The organism is Acidovorax sp. SRI_002 (assembly GCF_057586455.1).
Genome location: NZ_JBYCZW010000002.1, coordinates 53,035 through 76,213 on the forward strand (window position 1 = coordinate 53,035; position 23,179 = coordinate 76,213).

Consider the following 23,179-nt stretch of genomic DNA (forward strand, 5'->3'; position numbering starts at 1 on the left):
GCTCTGTTTGCGAACCGGCATAACCCGATGTGGTGACAGGACTTGTCAGCAGACCCGCAATCAAAGGGTATTGCGGCAAGGCCGGACGGGCGCCACTGCGGTGCCTAGAATGTTCCGCCTCACCCTCGAAAAAGACTGCCTCCATGACCCAGGGACTGATCCGTATCCGCGGCGCACGCCAGCACAACCTCAAGAACCTGGATCTGGACATCCGCACCGGCGAACTCACGGTGGTCACGGGGCCCAGCGGCTCGGGCAAATCCAGCCTGGTGTTTGACACGCTCTATGCCGAGGGCCAGCGCCGCTACGTGGAGACCTTCAGCGCCTACGCCCGCCAGTTCCTCGACCGCATGGACAAGCCTGCCGTGGACAAGGTCGAGGGCGTGCCGCCGGCCATTGCCATCGACCAGACCAACCCCGTGCGCTCTAGCCGCTCCACCGTGGGCACGATGACGGAGCTGAACGACCACCTGAAGCTGCTGTTCGCGCGCGCAGGCCAGTTGTTCGACAAGCAGACGGCGCAGCCAGTGCGCCATGACTCGCCCGAGACCATCTACGCCGAGCTGGCCGCGCGCTGCGCTGCCGCCAGTGATCCACGCATCGTGCTGACCTTCCCGGTCGAACTCCCCGCCAATACATCGGCCGAGCAGGTCGAGCAATGGCTGTCCGCCAGCGGCTTCACCAAGGTGCAGGCCGAGCGCGAAGTGGGCACGCCCACGGGTCCGCGCAAGGTGCTGGATGTGGTGGCCGACCGGTTCCGTCTGGGCAATGCCGAGAAAGTGCGTGTGATCGAAGCCATCGAGGTCGCGCTCAAGCGCGGCACGGGGCGCTTGAATGTCTATCGTCTTGTTGACGAGGGCGAGCCAGAGCTGTGGCGCTTCTCCACCGGCCTGCACTGCCCCGACAGCGACCTGCGCTACAGCGATCCCATTCCATCCGCCTTCTCGTTCAACTCTGCCATGGGTGCGTGCGACAGCTGCCGGGGCTTTGGCCGCGTGATCGGGGTGGACTACGGCCTGGTCATCCCCAACGACAAGCTCACGCTGCGCGCGGGCGCCATCAAGACCATCCAGACCCCCGCGTGGAAAGAGGCGCAGGACGACCTCATGCGCCACGCCGAAACCGCCGGCATCCCGCGCGACACGCCCTGGTACAAGCTGACGGAGGACCAGAAGAAGTGGGTCATCGGCGGCGCGCCGGGCTACAAGGACGGGCAGTGGAGCAAGCAGTGGTACGGCATCAAGCGGTTCTTTGAATACCTGGAGAGCAAGGCCTACAAGATGCACATCCGCGTGCTCTTGTCCAAGTACCGCAGCTACACGCCGTGCCCCACCTGCGCGGGTGCGCGACTCAAGACCGAAAGCCTGCTGTGGCGCATTGGCCGCAACGAGGATGCGGACGCGGTGCTGGAGCCCGGCAAGCGGTTTATGCCCGAAGGCGTGCAATGGTCACGCGAGCAACTCGAAGCGCTACCTGGCCTGTGCCTACACGACCTGATGCTGCTGCCCATCGACCGCCTGCGCCAGTTCTTTGCGCGCATGCAACTGCCCGTGGGAGACGACGCCAAGGGCGGTGATGCGCAGGCGCTGAAACTGCTGCACGAGGAAATCACCACGCGCCTCAGATACCTGTGCGATGTGGGCATTGGCTACCTCACGCTCGACCGGCAAAGCCGCACGCTCTCCGGCGGCGAGGTGCAGCGCATCAACCTCACCACCGCTTTGGGCACCAGCCTGGTCAACACCTTGTTCGTGCTCGACGAGCCCAGCATCGGCCTGCACCCGCGCGATATGCACCGCATCACCGAGGCCATGCTGCGCCTGCGCGACGCCGGCAACACGCTGGTGGTGGTGGAGCACGACCCGGCCGTGATGCTCGCGGCCGACCGCATGATCGACATGGGCCCTGGCCCCGGCCGCCTGGGCGGGCAGATTGTGTTTGACGGCACCACGGCCGATTTGCGCAACGCCGACACGCTCACCGGCGCCTACCTGGGCGGGCGCAAGCACGTGGGTTTTGGCTTCAAACGCATGGTGACCGAATCCACACCGCGCCTCATCCTGGAAGGCGCGCGCGAGCACAACCTTCAGAACGTGTCGGTCGAATTCCCTTTGCAACGCCTAGTCACGGTGACGGGCGTGAGCGGCTCGGGCAAATCAAGCCTGATCCAGGACGTGCTGGCCCCCGCGCTGCTGCGCCACTTTGGCAAGGCCACCGACACGCCCGGCGCGCACGACCGCATGCTGGGCGCCGACCATTTGTCGGACGTGGTGTTTGTCGACCAGTCGCCGATTGGCAAGACGGCCCGCTCCAACCCCGTGAGCTACGTGGGCGCGTGGGACAGCATCCGCGAGCTGTTTGCAGTGGCCCCGCTGTCGCGCCAGCGCAGCTACACCGCCAGCAAGTTCAGCTTCAACAGCGGTGACGGACGCTGCCCGACCTGCGGCGGCTCGGGCTTTGAGCATGTGGAGATGCAGTTTTTGTCGGACGTGTACCTGCGCTGCCCCGACTGCGACGGCAAGCGCTACCGCCCCGAGATTCTGGAAATCACCATCGAGCGGGGAGGGCGTGCGCTGAACGTGGCGGATGTGTTGGCGCTGACCGTGGCCGAGGCGGCCGAGCTGTTTGCGGGCGACCGCGACGTGATCCGCGCCCTGCAGCCCATCGTGGACGTGGGGCTCGAATACGTGGCGCTGGGCCAGCCCGTGCCCACGCTCAGTGGCGGCGAGGCGCAGCGCCTCAAGCTTGCGGGCTTTCTAGCCGAGGCGGCGCGCAGCGCCTCCAAATCGCGCCAGTCCGTGGCACGCAAAGGCACACTGTTCTTGTTCGACGAGCCCACCACCGGCCTGCATTTCGACGACATTGCCAAGCTGATGCGCGCGCTGCGCAAGCTCATCGATGCGGGCCACTCGCTCATCGTCATCGAGCACAACCTGGACGTGATCCGCGCCAGTGACTGGCTCATCGACCTGGGGCCGGAGGGGGGCTACGCGGGCGGGCTGGTTGTGGCTGAGGGCACGCCCGAGGACGTGCGCCAGCACGCCACGTCCCACACCGGCCTGGCACTGCGCGAGTACGAACTCACGTTGGGCATCGGAGGCCACTCGGTACACGAAAAAGCCACCGCGCTACGAAAACAGGAGCGCGCAGCGCTGATGGATAAAGCGCCAGAGGCCAAAAACGCCATACAAATCGTCAACGCCAAGGAGCACAACCTCAAGAACCTGAGCGTGGACATTCCGCGTGGCAAGTTCAACGTGGTGACGGGCGTGAGCGGCTCGGGCAAGTCCACGCTGGCGTTCGACATCCTGTTCAACGAAGGCCAGCGGCGCTACCTCGAATCACTCAATGCCTATGCGCGCTCCATCGTGCAGCCCGCTGGTCGGCCCGAGGTGGATGCGGTGTACGGCATCCCGCCCACCGTCGCCATCGAGCAGCGCCTGTCGCGCGGGGGCCGCAAGTCCACCGTGGGCACCACCACCGAGGTGTGGCACTTCTTGCGTCTGCTGTACGTCAAGCTGGGCACCCAGCACTGCACCAAAGACGGCGCAGCCGTGCAGCCGCAAACGCCCGAGAGCATCGCCGCGCAATTGCTCACGCAGTTTCGCGGTCAGCACATCGGACTGCTTGCGCCGCTGGTGATGAACCGCAAGGGCGTCTACACCGAGCTGGCGGACTGGGCGCGCCCGCGCGGCCACACGCACCTGCGCGTGGATGGCAACTTCTTGCCCACCACCAACTTCCCGCGCATCGACCGCTTCAAGGAGCACACCATTGAGCTGCCTGTTGCCAGCCTGGATGTGTCGCCCGAGAACGAAGCCCAGCTCCGCAAGGCGCTGGCCGACACGCTCACGCACGGCAAGGGCGTGGTGCATGTGCTGAGCAGCATCGACACGCTGGCTGCGGCCATGGAGGGCGGCTTGCCCACGGCCGGTATTGGCCATCTGCAAGCCTTTTCGACCAAGCGTGCCTGCCCGGTGTGCGCCACCAGCTATGCCGAGCTGGACCCGCGCCTGTTCTCGTACAACAGCAAGCATGGCTGGTGCCCCGACTGCGTGGGCACGGGCGTCAAGCTCACCAAAGACCAGCGCAAGGTGTTCGACGACTCGGTACAAGACGACAAGGAAAAGGGCCGCGAGCAGACCTTTGCCGAGCCCGAGGTGGAAGATTTGCAGGACACAGCTTGCCCCACATGCCACGGCACGCGTCTGAACGCCACGGCCCGCGCGGTGAAGTTTGCGGGAGTGGGCATTACCGACATCGCAGCTTTGTCAGTCACCGATGTGCGCCGATGGATCGAGACCCTGCGCATCGAAGGCGGCATGACCCAGCGTGAAGGCGACATCGCCCGCGATCTGGTGCCCGAGATCCAGAGCCGCCTCGAATTCCTCGAAGAAGTGGGCCTGGGCTACCTCACGCTCGACCGGGGCGCGCCCACGCTCAGCGGTGGCGAGGCGCAGCGCATCCGCCTGGCCGCGCAGCTGGGCAGCAACCTGCAGGGGGTTTGCTACGTGCTCGACGAGCCCACCATTGGCCTGCATGCACGCGACAACCAGATCCTGCTCAACGCCCTGCACAAACTGGGCGACAAGGGCAACACGCTGGTGGTGGTGGAGCACGACGAAGACACCATCCGCCGCGCCGACCACATCATCGACATTGGCCCCAGCGCGGGCAAACGTGGCGGGCGCCTGGTGGCGCAGGGCAGCGTGGCCGACATCACGGGCGCCGAAGATTCGCAAACCGGCCGCTACCTGCTGCACGCCATGAAGCATCCGCTGCAGCTGCGCCGCAGCATGTCGGCCAGCGAGGTCAGTGCCGAGGCCACGGCCGCCTTTGCCCGTGCCGAAGCTGCGGCGCCTACCGGCCGACAGAGCGCTGCCGTCAAGAAGCGCGCGGCCCAGGCCGCATCGCTGGCCGCAGACGCGCTGACCGAGGCCAAGGAACGTGCCGCCATGCGCTGGCTTACGGTGCATGGCGCGCAGTTGCACAACCTGCAGAACGTGACGGCCACCGTGCCACTGCACCGCCTGGTGGCCGTGACGGGCGTGAGCGGTTCGGGCAAGTCGACCCTGGCGCGCGATGTGCTGCTGGCCAATGTGCAGGCCTGGGTGCAGCAGCGCAGTACCAAGGCCGGGCGCGATGCCATGGACGCGGGCAAGGCGCCGCCACTGGTCGGTTGCACGGGCCTGTCGGGCTTCGAGAGCATCGACCGCGTGCTCGAAGTGGACCAGACACCCATCGGCAAAACGCCGCGTTCGTGCCCCGCCACCTACATCGGCTTCTGGGACACCATCCGCAAGCTGTTTGCCGAAACGCTGGAGGCCAAGGCCCGCGGCTACGCCGCCGGGCGCTTTTCCTTTAACACCGGCGAAGGTCGCTGCCCCGGCTGCGAAGGCGCGGGCGTGCGCACCATTGAGATGAGCTTCTTGCCCGATGTGAAGGTGCCCTGCGAGACCTGCCACGGCGCGCGCTTCAACCCCGAAACGCTGGCCGTGACCTGGCGCGGCAAGAGCATTGGCGACGTACTGCAGATGGAGGTGGACGAGGCCGTGGGCTTCTTCGCCACCATGCCCAGCATTGCGCACCCGCTGCAGCTCTTGCAGGACGTGGGCCTGGGCTACCTCACGCTGGGCCAACCGTCGCCGACCTTGAGCGGTGGCGAGGCGCAGCGCATCAAGCTCGTCACCGAACTCACCAAGGTGCGCGACGAGGTGGGCCGCCGAGGCCAGAAGGCGCCGCACACGCTGTATGTGCTGGACGAGCCCACCGTGGGCCTGCACATGGCTGATGTGGACAAGCTCATCCGCGTGCTGCACCGCCTGGTCGACGGCGGCCACAGCGTGATCGTGATCGAGCACGACCTGGATGTGATCGCCGAGGCTGACTGGATCCTGGACCTGGGCCCTGAAGGTGGCAACGCAGGCGGGCGCATCGTGGCAGCCGCGACGCCCGAGGATGTGGTGGCGGCGGGCACACATACTGGAAAGGCGCTGGCGGCGGTGCTGGCGCGCTGAGACATGTGAGCGGGGCGGGCGGCAGAGGCGGGGTGGCTCCATGCCAGCCATTTGGTTGGCGCACACCCCTGTCGGCCCATGTCCTACGCACAACGCGGAATATGGCGCACGCGCTGCGGGGGGTGGGCTTCCTACGATGGGTTGCAGGGGATCGGCTCCCCACCTTCCATCCACATCTACGGACGCCCATCACCATGAACGCTTTTCATTTCCTCAAGACCTGTACTGCCCTTGCGGCTGCTTCTGTGCTGCTGGTCGCCTGCGGCGGCGGCAATGACGATGACCCAACACCCAGCAACGAACCCGGTGTGCTGACCGTGACCAGCGCTACGGTGGACGGTCTTAACGGTGTGTACGGCAACGGCACGTTGAACCTCACCGGCGTGGACAAGGAAAACCCCATCGGCTCGGTGCCCGAGTTGTGTGCTTTCCGCTTTGACGGGGCCAACAAGGTGGGTTCTTCGGCCACCGCCTTTGGCGACATCCGTTATCGCCCCGATGCGACGGGCCTGCACCAGGTCTTCCTGACCTTTGATGGCAAGGAATACGCCAGCGGCGAGCCGACTGACACGGCGGTGGTACGCGAGAGCGACCAGGTGCGCTTCAGCGGAAAAACGCTGACAGCCACGGATGGCTCGAACGCCACCTTGCGCGTCACCGGCATCGTGCCCATGCGCCCGAACCGGCCGCTGGGCTGCTGATCCGGCGGCAGTTTCATTCCCTCTTTACTTGTCTCCCTCCCCGGTCCCTTCGACCGGTTTGGCCCCCGCTGTGATCGCAGCGGGGGCTTTTTTGTTGGGGCCTGCGGTCGTGCAGCCAGTCGCGCGGCGGTAATGGGGCCGCACAATGCACCGTGGAGCGCGGGGGCATTTGCCGCTCGCGCATGTTCCCTTTGCACCCCCATGCCCGAACAACTGCCTGCTCACCCCACCGTGGTGTGGTTGCATCCCGCAGCACCCGCCAAGCCCGCAGAAGGCGCACCCTGCAATGGCTGTGGGCTGTGCTGCCTGGCGGAGCCCTGCCCGCTGGGGATGCTGGTGTCACGGCGCCGCAAGGGGGCCTGCACGGCCCTGCGCTGGAGCGATGCTGACCAGCGCTATTGGTGTGGCATGGTGGCCGACCCCGGTGGTGTCACCGGCCTGTCCCATCCCTGGGCTGTGCGCGCACTGTCTGCGCTGGCCCGGCGCTGGATCGCATCGGGCGTGGGTTGCGATGCGCGGCTGGATGCGCAGGCCCCGCGTCCCACGGATTCGTTGTGATGCAGGAGCTATGGTTTTGATAGCGTTTGATGCTTTCTAGACGGGCGCTGCCGGCCTTCCTGATCCAGAGTCAGCGTGAGAAGTCGTCCGCGTTGCGCCGGGCGGAAGAAATGCCCGTGCCAGCTTGCAGGGCCACAATGCACAGAAAATTGCCGAACTGCCAGCTATAGAGCCTGCCATGACCAAACTGGACGACACCGACCGCGAAATCCTCAGCATCCTGCGCGCCGACGCACGCACCCCCGTGGCCACGCTGGCGCAGAAGCTGCGTGTATCGCGCGGCACCGTTCAGAACCGCTTGCACAAGATGGAGGAGGGCGGTGTCATCGTCGGCTATACCGTGCGGCTGCGGCCCGATTCGGAGCCCCAGCGCATCCGTGCGTGGATGAGCATCGCGGTCGAGGGCAATGCGGCGCCCGCTGTCATCCATGCGCTGCGCGGTGAGCCCACGGTGGGCACCCTGCACACCACCAACGGCCGCTGGGACATCGTGGCCGAGGTGCGCGCCGAAAGCCTGGAGGCATTCGATGCGGCGCTGGGCCGCATCCGCCTCACGCCGGGCATTGCCAACACGGAAACCAGCCTGCTGCTGTCCACGTACAAAGTGTGACAAACGCCTGCGGTGTTGCGCGCTACCGGCGCGTTGCGGGAACCATCCTGCCCCAGCCGCGCTGCCGCCTTGGTGACAGAGGCTAGGGGGTTTCCTGCATGCCCCGCGCGAGGGGCTGCAGTCCAATGAGCGAATCTTTTGTCTTTCGTTTTGAGGAGCCTCGCCATGCAACGTCGCCAGATCATCCAATGGGGAGCCGCCAGTCTCGCCGCCCCCGCATTCCTGGCGCAGGCCCAGAGCTTTCCCAACAAACCCATCAAGCTGATCATCGCCTTCCCGGCGGGCGGCCCCACCGACATCACCATGCGCGCGTTGGCTGACAACGCCAGCAAGATCCTCGGGCAGACCGTGATTGTCGAAAACAAGCCCGGCGCGGGCGGCACCTTGCCTGCGCAGGCGCTGCAAACCGTGCCTGCCGACGGCTACACGGTGGCGCAGATTCCGCTGGGCGTGTTCCGCCTGCCCTACACCACCAAGATCAACTGGGATCCGGTCAAGGACATCAGCTACGTGCTCAACGTCACCGGCTACGCGTTTGGACTGGTGGTGCCCGCCGACTCGCCGCTCAAGACCTGGACGCACTTCGTGGCCTGGGCCAAGGCCAACCCCGGCAAGCTCAGCTACGGCTCCACCGGCACCATGACCAGCCCGCACCTGACCATGGAGCTGATTGCGCAGCAACTGGGCATCGAGCTGCTGCATGTGCCCTACAAGGGCAGCGCCGACCTCATGCAGTCCATCCTGGGCGGGCAGATCATGGCGGCTGCCGACTCCACCGGCTTTGCGCAGCAGGTTGAGGCCGGCAAGCTGCGCGTGCTCAACACCTGGGGCGCCGAGCGCCTGGCCAAGTTCCCCGATGCGCCCACGCTCAAGGAGCTGGGCCTGAACCTGGTGCAGAACTCTCCCTTTGGCATTGGCGCGCCCAAGGGCACACCCGATGCGGTGGTCAAGCGCCTGCACGATGCCTTCAAGCAGGCCATGGAGCAGGAGAGCTATCGCACGGCCCTGGCGCGCTATGACATGGTGCCGATGTACATGAGCACGGCGGCGTACAAGAAGTTTGCGCAGGACACCTTCACCCGCGAGAAGGCGCTGGTCGAGAAACTGGGCTTGGCCAAACCCACCTGAGGCCACTCCCTTTGGAGGGGGCTATGCGTTCCGTGTGATGATCCGCAGCATTGAACGGAACTCACACACGATATGGCATCCCCCTCCGACAGCATCAGCATGGCCCTGTTCTGCGACTTTGAAAACGTCGCCCTGGGCGTGCGCGATGCGCAGTACGAAAAGTTCGACATCAAGCCCATCCTGGAGCGCCTGCTGCTCAAGGGATCCATCGTGGTCAAGAAGGCCTATTGCGACTGGGAGCGCTACAAGGGCTTCAAGGCCACCATGCACGAGGCGAATTTCGAGCTGATCGAGATCCCCCATGTGCGCCAGTCCGGCAAAAATTCGGCCGACATCCGCCTGGTGGTGGACGCGCTGGACCTCTGCTACACCAAGTCGCACGTCAACACCTTCGTCATCATCAGCGGCGACTCGGACTTTTCGCCGCTGGTGTCCAAGCTGCGCGAGAACAACAAGCAGGTGATCGGCGTGGGCGTGAAGCAGTCCACGTCCGATCTGCTGATTGCCAACTGCGACGAATTCATCTTCTACGACGACCTGGTGCGCGAAAACCAGCGCGCCCAGGCCCGCCGCCAGAGCCCTGGCAGCAACCCGCCACCAGCACCCCGCCGCAGCCCCGAGGAGGAGCGCAGCCGCAAGGAAAGCCAGGACGCGCGCCGCACCCAGGGCGTGGAGCTGGCGGCCGAAACGTTTGAAGCCCTGCTGTCCGAGCGCGGCGACACCGGCAAGATCTGGGCCTCGGTGCTCAAGGAGGCCATCAAGCGCCGCAAGCCCGATTTCAGCGAAGGCCGCTACGGCTTTCGCACCTTTGGCAACCTGCTGGAGGAAGCGCAGGCGCGTGGGCTGCTGGAGTTTGGGCGCGATGAAAAATCGGGTGCGTATGTGTTCCGCAGCCATGGTCAGCCCAGCGCAACAGCGGCGCCCGCCAGGTCAGAGGGCGCGGGCGAGCGCGCCAGCCAGGGCGGCGCCACACGGCACGACTTCCATGCGGTGGCGACGGCGCCTGACCTGCGTTCGGACGGCGGCGAAGAGCAGGGCCCATCGGGCCGCAGCCGAGGGCGTCGTGGTGAGGGCCCGGACCGGGCAGACACGCGCTCCCCGCAGCGCCACGAACACCTTGAGGCCGAACAGGCCGATACCCCTGTAGAGCGTCCGGCCAGCCGCTACTTCAGCCAGTCCGTTGCCCCCGAGGCTGCGCCGCCAGAGCCGGTGATCGACTCCACCCCGCTGCAAGAAATGCGCTCCGAAGTGGAAGAGGGTGCGGACACGCCGGAAGGCGGTGCATCCACCGAGGACGATGGCCCCGAAGCCGCCACCCCTCGCCGCAGCCGCGCGCGCAGTGGAGACGGCGCAAAGCCCGGCGCCAGCCCCCGCAAGGCCGCCACGCCCCTTGCGCGCAGCGCGCGTGCTGGAGGGAGGGAGGTAAGTGCCGAGTCCTCTACTGCCGCTCCCGAGGCCTCCGCCGCCGAGGCAGAAGGCGCCACACCCGCCAAGGCACCCGCTGCCCGTCCTCGCAGCCGAGCCCGTAAACCGGCAGCCAAGCCGGCTGAGTAAGGGATATCGGCCCGCTGCGGTCGCTCAGCGCCGCAACGCCAGCCTTTCGCGCACTTCCTCGTAACGCGGCGGCGTGCAGCCCGCGCGCTCCACGCAGTGGCCGGCACTGGCCAGCGCGTGGAGCAGCATGGCGCGCAACCGGGCTTCGGTGACCGGAGCCGTCAAGCCCTCCGCACCACGGGCCCGCGCTTCCTCCCCACGCTCAGGCCCTGCCAGCCAGGCGGTGATCAAACCCGCCAGAAAACAGTCGCCTGCGCCCACGGTGTCCACCACCGTGATCGGCGCTTCTTCGCGCGCATGCACGGCCAGGCCGTCGCGCTGCAGCAGCCAGGCACCTTCCGGCCCCAGCGTGAGCGCGAGCCATTGGGCCTGTGTTTGCTGCTGCAGATAGCGGGCGCGCTCCAATGCGTTGGCGCCCGGAACAGCCAGCGCTTCCAGGTCATCGTCGCTCACCTTGATGAGGTGGGCGTGCTGCAGCGCGGCCATCACATTGGCGCGGTAGGCACCGGCATCGTCCATGGCCGACAGGCGCAGGTTGGCATCCACCACCACCATGCTGCCCGCTGCGCGCTGCGCCGCCAGCCAGGGTTGGTAGATGGCTGCGTCCTGTGCCACCAGCGCCAGGCAGCCCGTGGCCACCACCTGCAGCTCAGGCAATGCGGCGCAAGCAGCCGTCAGCGCGGCGGCCGTCACCTGGCGGTCGGCCACGCCGTCGCGGTAGAAGCTGTAGCTGGCCTTGCCCTCGGCATCCAGTGCGGCCAGTGCCAGCGCGCTGGGCGCACGCACCGGCGTGGGCGCTGCCAGGGCCACGCCAGCATCGTGCAGGCCGCGCGCCAGTTGTCGCCCCAGCATGTCGCCCGACAGCGGGTTGAGGTACAGCGTGCCCACGCCCTGCAGGCCCAGCGCACGCGTGAGGTTGTACACCGCGCCGCCCGCGCAGGGCTTGAGGCGGCCATCGGGCTCTTCGATCAGGTCAAACAAGGCCTCGCCCGCCGTGGCCACCCGCAGCGGCGGTGTGGTGTGGGCGGGGCTGGAGTCGGCGGACTGGATAGGGAAAACCATAAGTAAATCCACTTGATTTATTAACTCGTCGGCCACTATAGTTCGATCCCATCCACCCGACAAGAGTGGTTCACCTGCCAGCCGCGCAGTACGGGGCCGACAGGAATCTGCCATCCCAACACCCGGAGACAACACCATGCAACGCACCCCCGCCTTCGCGCTTTCTGCCCTTGCCCTCACCGGCGCCCTGGCCTGCGGCCTGGCCCAGGCGCAGACGTCCGAGCCCGTCATCGGCCTCATCACCAAGACCGAGACCAACCCCTTCTTTGTGAAGATGAAAGAGGGCGCCACGGCCGAGGCCAAGAAGCTGGGTGCCAAGCTGGTGTCGGCCGCAGGCAAGACCGATGGCGACAACGCGGGCCAGGTCACGGCCATGGAGAACCTGATCGCCGCCGGTGCCAAGACCATCCTCATCACCCCCAGCGACGCCAAGGCCATCGTGCCCGCGATCAAGAAGGCGCAGGCGCGCGGTGTGATGGTGATTGCGCTCGACAGTCCCACCGAGCCCATGGATGCGACGGACGCGCTGTTTGCCACCGACAACTACAAGGCGGGCGAGCTGATCGGCCAGTACGCCAAGGCCGCCGCTGGAGGCAAGAAGCCCGTGATTGCCACGCTGGACCTGTTCCCCGGCCACCCGGTGGGCGCGCAGCGGCACAACGGTTTCCTGAAGGGCTTTGGCCTGCAGGCCAACGATGCCAAGAGCAATGAGCTGTCGCGCCCCGCCGAAGTGGTCTGCATGGCCGACAGCTTTGGTGACCGCGCCAAGGGCCAGACCGGCATGGAAAACTGCCTGCAGAAGAACCCTGACATCAACATCGTCTACACCATCAACGAGCCCGCCGCAGCCGGTGCCTACAACGCGCTCAAGGCCGCAGGCAAGGAGAAGAACGTGCTCATCGTCTCGGTGGACGGTGGCTGCGCAGGCATCGCCGACGTGGGCAAGGGTGTGATCGCCGCCACCAGCCAGCAGTACCCGCTGCGCATGGCCGCGATGGGCGTGGCGGCAGGCGTGGAATACGCCAAGACCGGCAAGAAGGTCAGCGGCTACACCGACACCGGTGTGACGCTGATCGCTGCCAAGCCCCTGGCGGGCGTGGATAGCAAGGATGTGAAGACCGGCACCGACCTGTGCTGGGGCGCCAAGTAAGAGCCGTTCTCAAAACTCTTCTGGCGTCGTTGCTGCGTCTTGTCGTACTACCGTACTGCCTGCGACGCAGCGCCTAGCCAGAACCGCTTCGCTGAGTTTTGCGATCGGCTCCCAACCGTCAACTGCTTTCTGAGCGCCCCCTTTGTCCACCCGCACGGAGCCGCCATGTCCTCGACCGCTTCCAAACTACCGCCCCTGGCCACGCTGGGGCCGTTCATCGCGCTGATCCTGGCGTGCGCCTTTTTTGCCACGCAGAGCGAACGTTTTCTGTCCGCGCAGAACTTCGCGCTCATCCTGCAGCAGGTCATGGTCGTGGCCGTAATCGCCATTGGCCAGACGCTGGTCATCCTCACGGCGGGCATTGATCTGTCGTGTGGCATGGTGATGGCGCTGGGCGGCATCGTGATGACCAAGATGGCGGCGGACTACGGCCTCTCGGCCCCCGTGGCGATTGCGTGCGGCATGGCGGTGACCATGCTGTTCGGCCTGATCAACGGCCTCTTGGTCACGAAGATCAAGCTGCCTCCCTTCATCGTGACGCTGGGCACGCTCAACATCGCGTTTGCCGCCACGCAGTTGTACTCGGGCGCGCAGACCATCACCGACATCCCCGCTGGCATGACCGCACTGGGCAACACCTTCCAGCTGGGGCAGACCGCCATCGTCTGGGGCGCGGTGCTCATGCTGGTGCTGTACCTCGTCACCTGGTTTGCGCTGCGCGAGACTGCGCCGGGCCGCCATGTGTACGCCGTGGGCAACAGCCCCGAGGCCACGCGCCTCACTGGCATTGCCACCGACAAGGTGCTGCTGGGCGTGTATGTGCTGGCCGGCCTGTTCTACGGCATCGCGTCGGTGCTGTCGGTGGCCCGCACTGGCGCGGGTGACCCGAACGCGGGCCAGACCGAAAACCTCGACGCCATCAGCGCCGTGGTGCTGGGCGGCACCAGTCTGTTTGGCGGGCGCGGCATGATTTTGGGCACGCTGGTGGGGGCGCTCATCGTGGGCGTGTTCCGCAATGGACTCACGCTGATGGGCGTGTCGTCGGTCTACCAGATCCTCGTCACCGGCATCCTCGTGATCCTGGCCGTGGCCACCGACCAACTCTCGCGCAAAGGAGTGCGTTGATCATGACCAACTCCCCACACACCACGAACGCGCCGCTGGTCATGCAGGCCAAGGGCCTGGTCAAGCGCTACGGCCAAGTTACTGCACTCGACGGCGCCGACTTTGAACTGCGCGCCGGTGAAATCCTGGCCGTGATCGGCGACAACGGCGCGGGCAAGTCGAGTCTCATCAAGGCGCTGTCGGGCGCCACCGTGCCCGACGAAGGCGAGATCCTGCTCGACGGCCAGCGCATCCAGTTCAAGAGCCCCATCGACGCACGCCGCGCGGGCATCGAAACCGTGTACCAGGACTTGGCCGTGGCCCCGGCCATGACGATTGCCGAAAACCTGTTCCTCGGCCGCGAGCTGCGCCGCCCCGGACTGCTGGGCAGCGCGCTGCGCATGCTCGACAAGAAAAAGATGCTCGAAGAAAGCGTGGCCCGCATGGCCGAGCTGAAGGTCGGCATCCGCTCCATGACGCAGGCGGTCGAGACGCTCTCGGGCGGCCAGCGCCAGTGCGTGGCTGTGGCGCGCGCGGCAGCGTTTGCGCGCCATGTTGTCATCATGGATGAACCCACCGCCGCCCTCGGCGTGAAGGAGGGCAACATGGTGCTGGAGCTGATCCGCCGCGTGCGCGACAAGGGCCTGCCCGTCATCCTCATCAGCCACAACATGCCCCATGTGTTCGAGATTGCCGACCGCATCCACATCGCCCGCCTGGGCAAGCGCGCCGCCGTCGTCAACCCCAAGAAGATCAGCATGAGCGATACCGTGGCCGTGATGACGGGCGCCATGGCGGCCACCGACCTGCCCGCCGAATGCCTTGCCTGAAGACAACGCCATGCTCAAGAACATTGACCCTCTGCTGACCCCCGAGCTGCTCAAGGTGCTGGCCGAGATGGGCCACGACGACGCCATCGTTTTGGCCGACGCCAACTTCACCGCCATGAGCCTGGGCGCGGGCAAGCCCGTGCTGCGCCTGCCCGGCATTGGCATGGTGCGCGCTGTGCAGGCCGTGGCCAGCGTGCTGCCGCTGGCGCAGGACGTGCCGCACCCCGTGGCCTACATGCAGGTGGGCGGTACCGAGGTGCCGTACCGATCGGCCTTGCAGCGTGAAACCATGGACGTGCTGGCGCGCGAGGGCGTGGCCAGCGCGCAGGCTGAAGGCGTGGAGCGCTTTGCGTTCTACGAGCGCGTCAAAAAGGCCTATGCCATCGTCGTCACTGGCGAGCTGCAGCCCTGGGGCAACTTCCTGCTGCGCAAGGGCGTCATCGGCGACACTCTCAACGCCTGACCGATTCATCACCATGCTGGACACCGACGCATCTCCACCCGCCGTTGACAACGCCGCCGCCAGCCCTGCGCTGCTGCGCCAGCGCGGATCCAACCATGTGGGGCTGCGCCAGTTCAACGAGCGCGTGGTGCTGCAGGCCTTGCGCACCCACGGCAGCCTGGCCAAGGCCGAGATGGCGCGGGTCACCGGCCTCACGGCCCAGACCATCGGCCTGATCACCGCGCGGCTCGACGAAGACCAGCTGCTGCGCCGCGAGGCCCCGGTGCGCGGTCGTGTCGGGCAGCCCTCCGTGCCCATTGGCCTGAACCCTGATGGCGCGTTTGCCATCGGCATCAAGATTGGCCGCCGCAGCGCCGACTGGCTGCTGGTGGACTTCACCGGCCATGTGCGCGAGCGCATCGTGCTCGACTACGCCTTCCCCGACATCGACGTGCTGCTGCCCGCCATCCGCACGCACCTCAACCAGCTGCTCGACGGCCTGGGTCCGCTGCGCTCGCGCGTGGTAGGGGTGGGCGTGGCCGCGCCGTTCCAGCTCGGTGGCTGGCACCGCATGCTGGGGCTCACCGAGGCGCAGTCCGAAGCCTGGAACAACATCGACCTGGCTGAGCAGGTGCAGCAGATGACCGAGCTGCCCGTGAGCTTTGCCAAAGACACCTCCGCTGCCTGCGTCGCCGAGCTGCTGCAGGGGCGCGGGCGCGACATCCCGAGTTTTCTGTACCTGTTCATGGACACCTTTGTGGGCGGCGGGTTGGTCATCAACTCGCACCTGCACCGGGGCCTGCATGGCAATGCGGGCGCGGTGGCCTCGCTGCCGCTGTCACCCGCCCAGCCGGGCCAGGCGCCTGCGCAGCTCATCAGCCAGGCCTCGCTGTGGGAGCTGGAGCAGCGCTTTCGCGAACACGGCCTCGACCCCATGGCCGCCTACGACAAGCGTGTGCTGCAGGCCCCGTGGCTGGAACACAGCCGGGGCTGGATTGCGCGCGCTGCGGCGGGCCTGGCGCATTGCATCGTCTCGGCCACCGCGTTTTTGGACCTGGATGCCGTGGTGGTCGATGGCGCCGCAGCCCCCGAGCTGCTGCAGGCCCTGTGCGAGAGTGCCCGCCACGCGCTGGCCGACTACAACTGGGAAGGCCTGCACCAGCCGCCCCGGCTGGAGCTGGGCACCATGGGCTCGGACGCCCGCGCGCTGGGCGGGGCGCTGCTGCCCTTGCACGCCTGCTTTGCGCCAGATACGGACATCTTCCTCAAGGCCTGAGAAAGGCATGGGACTGCGAAGTTTTGCTATTAGAAATATAGCTATTTGCGCTTATCCATCAAGCGCTAGGCCGTATTTTTATTCAAATTTCTCGGCCAAGGCTGCTTCAGGCTCAGCTCCCGCCGCGATCCAGACCCGCCAGGATCGCCTGCGCCACTTCGGCAAACCCCGCGCCACGTTCGCCTTGGGTCACATAACGCGGCAGGTGCTGCAGTTGTGGCACAAAGCGCGCGATGTTGGCCACCCCCACGCTGTGGGGGAAGTGCTCGAACATGAGCTGGTCGTTGGTCGAGTCGCCCACATACACCCAGCGGTCGATCTCCGCGTCGAGGTCGCGTCCCAGCAACTCGCGCACGATCCAGCGCGCGCCCTCCAGCTTGTTGTGCGCCCCGAACCAGCCGTTGATGTGGATGCTGCTCACCGTGGCGTTCATGCCTACGGCGCGCAGGATCGCCACGCATTGGTCGATCCGCTCTTGGGGCAGGTGTGTGAACTCGCTGTGGTCGATGGCGATGTCCGTTTCGCGTCCGGGCGAGTCGGTCGCGCGGCGGGCGCCGGGCACCCTGGCTTCGATGTCAGCCAGCACTTGCTGCATGCGGGCGAAATGGGCTGCGCGCGTGGCTGCATCCTGTTGATATCGTTTTAATAGCGCATCGCGCTTGTCCAGAGAGCGCTGCAGGGCCACAGCACCATTCTCGGCCACGATGGCATCCACAGGCCAGGCGGCCGCAAAGGGCTCGCTCCAGCCTACGGGGCGACCCGTGATGGGGATCACGGCCAGTCCCCGGGCCTTGAGCGACTCCATCGCCTGCACCACGTGCGCAGGCACAACCCCCTCCGTGGTCAGCGTGTCGTCGATGTCGGTGAGCAGGCCGACGAGGCGGGCGGGAGGATTCCAGGTACTCAACGGAAGCATGGGGGAACGAGAAGGCATGGGGATGGCGAGAGGGGGCGTTGGTGAAAGTCGCGGAGGGCTGTCGCTCGGGCTTGCACCTTTTTCTGTGGACGAAGAGATGGCTGCTTCTAACGGACACTTTGGGCAGGTTGCCCACGCGCCAGGCTCGGGAGTTTTTCTGCGACCCTTTCGGGGGGCATGGGCATCATGTCCCCGCCACGGAACTCGAATAGCTGCAGGGTGGCCAAAGGGACCTGTTCCAGGCCACGGCCCATTTCGTCCACGACGTGCAAATCGCCTGGCTGCGGCTTTGGCGCAAACAGGTCGGCGGTGTTTCTGGCGCGGGTCAGTACAGAGCGTTTGTATCCATCATCGGTGCCTCCGAACTCTGGGACTACGAATATGGCCTGCCGCTCTTTGTCGAGCGACAGGGCAAAGCGGTACAGCGTGTCCCAATACGCCAGGTTGGGCCTGAGCGCCTGTTTCTCCTGCGCGTGCACACCTGCCAGGGCCGCAACAAGCGCTGCGCCTCCGACAAGGGCAAAAACCGGGCGCGTCTCTCGCGGCCAGATGACCGCCAGGCAGGCTGAAAACGCCACCCACGGCACGAACAGGTAGCGGTCCGGACTGTGAATTCCCGGAAAGGCCGTCAGCGGTATCAGCGGCAGCAGGACGATGCCCAAGGACACGAAGAACACAGGCGCATGGAGGCGGCGCTTCACAGCCGCAAGGCACAGAAGGCCGAGAAATACAACGGCAAGGATGTTGCCGGGCGGTTTGGAGCCGAGGAGCAATTTGGGAACCCGGAGCAACTGGCGCAGGGCCTCGCTGGCATCGAAAACTCCCTGGCTGTAGCCGCCCACGAGGCGCCCCAGTAGCAGGTAGCGCCACCCTATGTAGACCAGTGCAATCAGCACAAACGGTATCAGTGCGCGCACCCGTTGCGGCCACGTGCCCACGGGCAGGAAGGGCAAGAGGACGACCAGGGGTACATAGACTTCCTTGCAGGTAGTCGCCAGCAGGTAGGCCAGGGCCGACAGCCCCAGCCAGTATCCGCGCCCGCCTTTGAGATACCGGGTCCAGCCCAGTATCGACAGCATGGCGAACACGAAGCCGGTCGCATAGTGCCCATGCATCAGGCCCGCCGCGATGTGGGCAGTGGGCTTGCCAAGCAACAGCGCAACGGCGCCGATCAGCGCGGGCAGGGGCTCCACCCACTCTCGCAACACGGCATAGAACAACGCGGCTCCCAGCCCCACGAGCAGCAGCAAGTGCGCGTAGTGGCCAGTGGCGGCCATGCCGAACAAGCTCAGGTTGATGTCGTAGAACAGCAGGTTCCATGGAGCGACATTGGCGCTGGAGTGCCCCTGGGCAATGTGGGGCTCCAAGAAATATTGCCAGGGTGTGTATTGGGCGGCGTAGCTCAGGTGAGCGCCGTCATCCCAGCGCCAAGATCCCTGGAGTGATGCGCCATGCACCAGCAGGGTGAGCAAAGACAGAAGCAGTGTGGCGCTGAGACACTCGATCCAGGGATGGCGGTCGATGTGCTCGCGCAGCGCGTGGCGCGCGGCTTTCAATGCTGGAGCGTCCATTGCCAATGACGCAGGAAGTTGAGCGCTGCAGGCATGTAGTGGCTAGGAGTGTGGGCGGCAGAAGGAGCATCGGCTGCAACGCGCAATAAACCGGTCTCGCGTGGTACCACCTCCTGCGCCCAGGGGCCCACCCTGGGCTTGTCGGTAGCACCACGCGATCCTCGGTTTTCGTACGTTTCGCTTCGATGCCTTCTGCTGCACACACTCCTAGGCACATCACGCCCTCGGGTCCAAGTCTTCAGCAGCAAGTCCGCACCGACCAGGGCCAGTGCGGAAATGGTGGAGCCGATGCCAGTCCTGGTGCAAAGCGGCGCCATGGAGAAATTGATCGGCTGACTGCGCAAGAATTTCCCCCTCTTGTGCGGGCTATGCGCCCTGCAGCGCCAACCCCGCATGCTCGCGCAGCGGGTGGAAATGGATCTTCGGAAACCGCTCTTGCGCCAGGCGCACGTCATACGGGCTGGTGCACAGGTAGGCCAGCGTGTCGGCCGCGTCGTGCGCCAGCCGCAGCGGGTAGGCGTCGGTGAACGCGCGCAGGTCGGCCGCGTTGTCGGCGGTGATCCAGCGCGCGCCGGTGTACTGGCAGCCTTCCAGGCGCACGTCGGCGTCGTACTCGGCCTTGAGGCGGTGCTGCACCACTTCAAACTGCAGCTGGCCCACGGCGCCCAGCAGCATGTTGCCGCCTGCGTCGGGCTTGAAGACCTGGATCGCGCCTTCCTCGCCCAGCTGGGCAAGGCCCTGCTGGAGCTGCTTGGTACGCAAGGGGTTCTTGAGCACCACGGTCATGAACATTTCTGGCGCGAAGAAGGGCAGGCCGGTGAACTGCAGGTTGGCACCATCGGTGATGGTGTCGCCCAGCTGCACGCCGCCGTGGGTGGTAAAGCCAATGATGTCGCCTGCGTAGGCTTCTTCGACGGCCTCGCGGCGTTGCGACATGAAGGTCACCACGCTGGTGGGGCGCAGCTCCTTGGAGGTGCGCTGCACCTTGAGCTTCATGCCCGGCGTGTATTTGCCCGAGGCCACACGCACAAAGGCGATGCGGTCGCGGTGGTTGGCATCCATGTTGGCCTGCACCTTGAACACCACCCCGGCAAAGCCTTCGTCTTCGGGCTGGATGGTCTTCACCACGGGTTGCTTGTTCACTTCAAGCGTGCTCACGCGCGGGCCGGGGGGAGGGGCCATGTCCACCAGGGCATCGAGCACTTCCATCACCCCGAAGTTGTTCACGCCGGAGCCGAAGAACACGGGGGTGAGCTTGCCAGCCAGGAAGGCTTCATGGTCCCACGCGGGCGATGCGCCCACGGCCAGTTCCATGCTCTCCAGCGCGGCGTCGAACTCGGCGCCAAAGCGTGCGCGCAGAGTCGCCTCGTCCGACAAGGGGATGGCTTCAAAGTCCTGCGGGCGGCGTTCGCTGCCGGACTCGAACACCGTCATGGTCTTGGTGCGCAGGTTGATGATGCCGCCAAAGCTCTTGCCCTGGCCCACGGGCCAGGTCATGGGGCAGCAGGGCATGCCCAGCTCGCGCTCCACCTCGTCCATGATGTCCAGTGGGTCGCGCACTTCGCGGTCCATCTTGTTCACGAAGGTGATGATGGGCGTATCGCGCTGGCGGCAAACCTCGATCAGGCGGCGGGTCTGTGCTTCCACACCGTTGGCGGCGTCGATCACCATCAGCGCCGAGTCCACGGCGGTGAGCACGCGGTAGGTGTCTTCCGAGAAGTCCTTGTGACCGGGCGTGTCGAGCAGGTTGATCACGTGCTCGCGGTACAGCATCTGCATCACCGAGCTGGCCACCGAGATGCCGCGCTGCTTTTCGATTTCCATCCAGTCGGAGGTGGCGTGGCGGCTGGCCTTGCGACCCTTGACGGCGCCCGCGATCTGGATTGCGCCCGAGAACAGCAGCAGCTTTTCCGTCAGCGTCGTCTTACCGGCGTCGGGGTGGGAAATGATGGCAAAGGTACGGCGGCGCCGGGTTTCGGGGGCGTAAGACACAGAGGTTCCGGGGCGAGTAGTTGAAGTAGCGACTGTTGCATGAACCCGAAGGGGCTGTAGCAAACCAGGGTTTGACGCTGAGGGGGCTGAATTTTACCGGCGTGGTTGCTTCAGGGATTTTGCGTGCCGCCGGGTGGGTGGCTGGAGGCGTCGGTGGCGCATCGCACAGAGATGGTCCAAAACTGAGCCTCTGGGACGTAGGACGTTACATGGATCGACGGCTCAGGGCAGGGCTGGGTTTGAATGGTGTGGTCGCAAAAGTAGAGGCAAAAGCCGCCAGGATTGCCCTGGTAAACAATTCTGCGGACTTGCCCCGAGGCGGGGCTGGCCAGCCCCGTAGCTCCCGGAGCATCTAGGGCCGGTTGCCGAAACGACGCTTTGAACGCGTGTCGGCCGGCAATTGCCGCTTGTGCGCATTCCACGACATCCCGTGGGTCTTTCCTGGTGGAGGTTTGGCCACAGTCCACCGCGTTGTCGTCGGCGGCGTAGGCGATGGCCCAGCGAAAGCGCGCTTCGGTCCAGTGGCTGAAAAGCACCGGATAGGCGATCAGCACTAGCAGAGCCGATGTAAATAGGAGCCAGCGCGTTGGTGCTTTCATCGAAGGACGACAAAGTGGTGGGGCGCTAGTTTGCCTGAGCGCAATCGCACTGACTGTTTATAATCCGCCGATCCGAGGAGCGTTGCAGCGTCCCCAGCACAGGCGGGGCGTGAGGCTCGGAGTCATCTAGCAACGACGCTCATCCACTTCTCGTGTGGTGAGCTTTTTCACTCCCGCGACCAGTGGTTTTTCAACATGCTTTGGAGCAAGAAACCATCATGAACGCACGCGTCAACGCCCCGGTCAACACCGACTGCATCATTGCCGACATCGGCCTGGCCGCATGGGGCCGCAAAGAAATCCGCATCGCCGAAACCGAGATGCCCGGCCTGATGGCCATCCGCGAGGAGTTCGCGCCCAAGCAGTCGCTCAAGGGCGCCCGCATCACGGGCTCGCTGCACATGACGATCCAGACCGCCGTGCTGATCGAGACGCTGCAGGCCCTGGGCGCTGAGGTGCGCTGGGCTTCTTGCAACATCTTCTCCACGCAAGACCACGCCGCCGCCGCCATTGCTGCCGCCGGTACGCCTGTGTTTGCCATCAAGGGCGAGACCCTGGCCGAGTACTGGGACTACACCCACCGCATTTTTGACTTTGGCCCCGCCGGCACCGAAGGCGAAGGCCCCAACCTGATCCTGGACGACGGCGGCGATGCCACTCTGCTGATGCACCTGGGCAAGCGCGCCGAAAAGGACGCATCGCTGATCGCCAACCCCACCAGCGAAGAAGAGACCTGCCTGTTTGCATCCATCAAGGCCAAGCTGGCTGAGGACCCGACCTGGTACAGCCGCAAGAGCGCCCAGATCATCGGCGTGACCGAAGAAACCACCACCGGCGTGCACCGCTTGAAGGAAATGTCGGCCAAGGGCTCGCTGATGTTCCGCGCCATCAACGTGAACGACTCGGTAACCAAGAGCAAGTTCGACAACCTGTATGGCTGCCGTGAATCGCTGGTGGACGGCATCAAGCGCGCCACCGACGTGATGATCGCTGGCAAGGTGGCCGTGGTGGCCGGCTATGGCGACGTGGGCAAGGGCAGCGCCCAGGCCCTGCGTGCACTGAGCGCCCAGGTGTGGGTGACCGAGATCGACCCCATCAACGCCCTGCAGGCCGCGATGGAAGGCTACAAGGTCGTGACGATGGAATACGCTGCCGACAAGGCCGATATCTTCGTGACCACCACCGGCAACAAGGACGTGATCCGCCACGAGCACATGCTGGCCATGAAGGATCAGGCCATCGTCTGCAACATCGGCCACTTCGACAACGAGATCCAGGTGGCGTCGCTGGAGCAGTACGAGTGGGAAGAGATCAAGCCCCAGGTGGACCACGTGATCTTCCCGGACGGCAAGCGCATCATCCTGCTGGCCAAGGGCCGCCTGGTGAACCTGGGCTGCGGCACGGGCCACCCGAGCTTTGTGATGTCGTCGAGCTTTGCCAACCAGACCATTGCCCAGATCGAGCTGTTCACCCACAGCGACTACTACGAAAACGGCAAGGTCTACGTGTTGCCCAAGCACCTGGACGAAAAGGTGGCCCGTCTGCACCTCAAGAAGGTGGGCGCCATGCTGACGGAGCTGACCGACGAGCAGGCCGCCTACATTGGCGTGCCCAAGCAAGGCCCGTACAAGCCGGATACCTACCGCTATTGATCCCGCGCCCCAGGCGC

Annotated in this window: 16 protein-coding genes and 1 riboswitch; of the genes, 12 read left to right on the forward strand and 4 right to left on the reverse strand. The window is 65.6% G+C overall.

Annotated elements, in window-relative coordinates; translation table 11 throughout:
* Positions 1-143 precede the first annotated feature (143 nt).
* The 6 genes from uvrA (at position 144) to AC2YJX_RS05115 (ending at position 10,568) form a co-directional block, all read left to right on the forward strand.
* On the forward strand, positions 144-6,017 hold the full coding sequence (uvrA, locus tag AC2YJX_RS05090) for an excinuclease ABC subunit UvrA (protein ID WP_487255464.1): 5,874 nt from the start codon (positions 144-146) through the stop codon (positions 6,015-6,017).
* 194 nt (positions 6,018-6,211) lie between these two features.
* A complete protein-coding gene (locus tag AC2YJX_RS05095) occupies positions 6,212-6,718 on the forward strand; it encodes a hypothetical protein (protein WP_055393055.1) in 507 nt (168 codons plus the stop codon).
* Between the two features lie 201 nt (positions 6,719-6,919).
* Positions 6,920-7,276: a hypothetical protein gene (locus tag AC2YJX_RS05100; RefSeq protein ID WP_487255465.1), complete on the forward strand. Its 357-nt coding sequence runs from the start codon at positions 6,920-6,922 to the stop codon at positions 7,274-7,276.
* A 178-nt stretch (positions 7,277-7,454) separates the two neighbouring features.
* Positions 7,455-7,886 (forward strand): Lrp/AsnC family transcriptional regulator, encoded by a 432-nt coding sequence (locus AC2YJX_RS05105; RefSeq protein ID WP_055393104.1) that lies wholly within the window; start codon positions 7,455-7,457, stop codon positions 7,884-7,886.
* A 165-nt stretch (positions 7,887-8,051) separates the two neighbouring features.
* Positions 8,052-9,014 carry a Bug family tripartite tricarboxylate transporter substrate binding protein gene (locus AC2YJX_RS05110; RefSeq protein ID WP_487255466.1) on the forward strand — a complete coding sequence of 321 codons (963 nt, stop codon included), beginning with the start codon at positions 8,052-8,054 and terminating at the stop codon, positions 9,012-9,014.
* A 72-nt stretch (positions 9,015-9,086) separates the two neighbouring features.
* The gene (locus AC2YJX_RS05115) at positions 9,087-10,568 is read left to right on the forward strand and encodes an NYN domain-containing protein (protein ID WP_487255467.1); all 1,482 of its coding nucleotides are present in this window, start codon (positions 9,087-9,089) and stop codon (positions 10,566-10,568) included.
* A gap of 24 nt (positions 10,569-10,592) precedes the next feature.
* On the opposite strand, the gene AC2YJX_RS05120 is transcribed toward AC2YJX_RS05115, so the two are convergent.
* Positions 10,593-11,630: a PfkB family carbohydrate kinase gene (locus tag AC2YJX_RS05120; RefSeq protein ID WP_487255468.1), complete on the reverse strand. Its 1,038-nt coding sequence runs from the start codon at positions 11,628-11,630 to the stop codon at positions 10,593-10,595.
* A 136-nt stretch (positions 11,631-11,766) separates the two neighbouring features.
* On the opposite strand from AC2YJX_RS05120, the gene AC2YJX_RS05125 reads away from it, so the two are divergent.
* The 5 genes from AC2YJX_RS05125 (at position 11,767) to AC2YJX_RS05145 (ending at position 16,432) form a co-directional block, all read left to right on the forward strand.
* Positions 11,767-12,780 (forward strand): substrate-binding domain-containing protein, encoded by a 1,014-nt coding sequence (locus AC2YJX_RS05125; RefSeq protein WP_487255469.1) that lies wholly within the window; start codon positions 11,767-11,769, stop codon positions 12,778-12,780.
* A 165-nt stretch (positions 12,781-12,945) separates the two neighbouring features.
* On the forward strand, positions 12,946-13,905 hold the full coding sequence (locus AC2YJX_RS05130) for an ABC transporter permease (protein ID WP_055393070.1): 960 nt from the start codon (positions 12,946-12,948) through the stop codon (positions 13,903-13,905).
* Between the two features lie 2 nt (positions 13,906-13,907).
* Positions 13,908-14,714 (forward strand): ATP-binding cassette domain-containing protein, encoded by an 807-nt coding sequence (locus tag AC2YJX_RS05135; protein ID WP_487255470.1) that lies wholly within the window; start codon positions 13,908-13,910, stop codon positions 14,712-14,714.
* A 10-nt stretch (positions 14,715-14,724) separates the two neighbouring features.
* Positions 14,725-15,177 (forward strand): RbsD/FucU family protein, encoded by a 453-nt coding sequence (locus AC2YJX_RS05140; RefSeq protein ID WP_487255471.1) that lies wholly within the window; start codon positions 14,725-14,727, stop codon positions 15,175-15,177.
* A 13-nt stretch (positions 15,178-15,190) separates the two neighbouring features.
* Complete coding sequence (locus AC2YJX_RS05145) at positions 15,191-16,432, forward strand: ROK family transcriptional regulator (protein WP_487255472.1); 1,242 nt, start codon at positions 15,191-15,193, stop codon at positions 16,430-16,432.
* A gap of 112 nt (positions 16,433-16,544) precedes the next feature.
* On the opposite strand, the gene AC2YJX_RS05150 is transcribed toward AC2YJX_RS05145, so the two are convergent.
* The 3 genes from AC2YJX_RS05150 to AC2YJX_RS05160 form a co-directional block, all read right to left on the reverse strand.
* Entirely contained in the window at positions 16,545-17,348 is an 804-nt protein-coding gene (locus AC2YJX_RS05150) for an HAD-IIB family hydrolase (protein ID WP_487255750.1), read from the reverse strand.
* A gap of 107 nt (positions 17,349-17,455) precedes the next feature.
* A complete protein-coding gene (locus AC2YJX_RS05155) occupies positions 17,456-18,919 on the reverse strand; it encodes a hypothetical protein (protein WP_487255473.1) in 1,464 nt (487 codons plus the stop codon).
* Between the two features lie 366 nt (positions 18,920-19,285).
* Positions 19,286-20,911, reverse strand: coding sequence for a peptide chain release factor 3 (locus tag AC2YJX_RS05160; protein WP_055393087.1), 1,626 nt, complete (start codon positions 20,909-20,911; stop codon positions 19,286-19,288).
* A gap of 667 nt (positions 20,912-21,578) precedes the next feature.
* Positions 21,579-21,658: riboswitch (S-adenosyl-L-homocysteine riboswitch) on the forward strand.
* 70 nt (positions 21,659-21,728) lie between these two features.
* On the opposite strand from AC2YJX_RS05160, the gene ahcY reads away from it, so the two are divergent.
* Positions 21,729-23,162 carry an adenosylhomocysteinase gene (ahcY, locus tag AC2YJX_RS05165; protein ID WP_121422878.1) on the forward strand — a complete coding sequence of 478 codons (1,434 nt, stop codon included), beginning with the start codon at positions 21,729-21,731 and terminating at the stop codon, positions 23,160-23,162.
* Positions 23,163-23,179: the final 17 nt, after the last annotated feature.

Bases quoted from the DNA above. Each gene is read 5' to 3' on its own strand.
- AC2YJX_RS05140 (WP_487255471.1), top strand. From the start codon at position 14,725: ATGCTCAAGAACATTGACCCTCTGCTGACCCCCGAGCTGCTCAAGGTG.
- AC2YJX_RS05115 (WP_487255467.1), top strand. From the start codon at position 9,087: ATGGCATCCCCCTCCGACAGCATCAGCATGGCCCTGTTCTGCGACTTT.
- AC2YJX_RS05150 (WP_487255750.1), bottom strand. From the start codon at position 17,348: ATGCTTCCGTTGAGTACCTGGAATCCTCCCGCCCGCCTCGTCGGCCTG.
- AC2YJX_RS05135 (WP_487255470.1), top strand. From the start codon at position 13,908: ATGACCAACTCCCCACACACCACGAACGCGCCGCTGGTCATGCAGGCC.
- ahcY (WP_121422878.1), top strand. From the start codon at position 21,729: ATGAACGCACGCGTCAACGCCCCGGTCAACACCGACTGCATCATTGCC.
- AC2YJX_RS05105 (WP_055393104.1), top strand. From the start codon at position 7,455: ATGACCAAACTGGACGACACCGACCGCGAAATCCTCAGCATCCTGCGC.
- AC2YJX_RS05110 (WP_487255466.1), top strand. From the start codon at position 8,052: ATGCAACGTCGCCAGATCATCCAATGGGGAGCCGCCAGTCTCGCCGCC.
- AC2YJX_RS05145 (WP_487255472.1), top strand. From the start codon at position 15,191: ATGCTGGACACCGACGCATCTCCACCCGCCGTTGACAACGCCGCCGCC.
- AC2YJX_RS05130 (WP_055393070.1), top strand. From the start codon at position 12,946: ATGTCCTCGACCGCTTCCAAACTACCGCCCCTGGCCACGCTGGGGCCG.
- AC2YJX_RS05155 (WP_487255473.1), bottom strand. From the start codon at position 18,919: ATGGACGCTCCAGCATTGAAAGCCGCGCGCCACGCGCTGCGCGAGCAC.
- AC2YJX_RS05125 (WP_487255469.1), top strand. From the start codon at position 11,767: ATGCAACGCACCCCCGCCTTCGCGCTTTCTGCCCTTGCCCTCACCGGC.
- uvrA (WP_487255464.1), top strand. From the start codon at position 144: ATGACCCAGGGACTGATCCGTATCCGCGGCGCACGCCAGCACAACCTC.
- AC2YJX_RS05095 (WP_055393055.1), top strand. From the start codon at position 6,212: ATGAACGCTTTTCATTTCCTCAAGACCTGTACTGCCCTTGCGGCTGCT.
- AC2YJX_RS05100 (WP_487255465.1), top strand. From the start codon at position 6,920: ATGCCCGAACAACTGCCTGCTCACCCCACCGTGGTGTGGTTGCATCCC.
- AC2YJX_RS05120 (WP_487255468.1), bottom strand. From the start codon at position 11,630: ATGGTTTTCCCTATCCAGTCCGCCGACTCCAGCCCCGCCCACACCACA.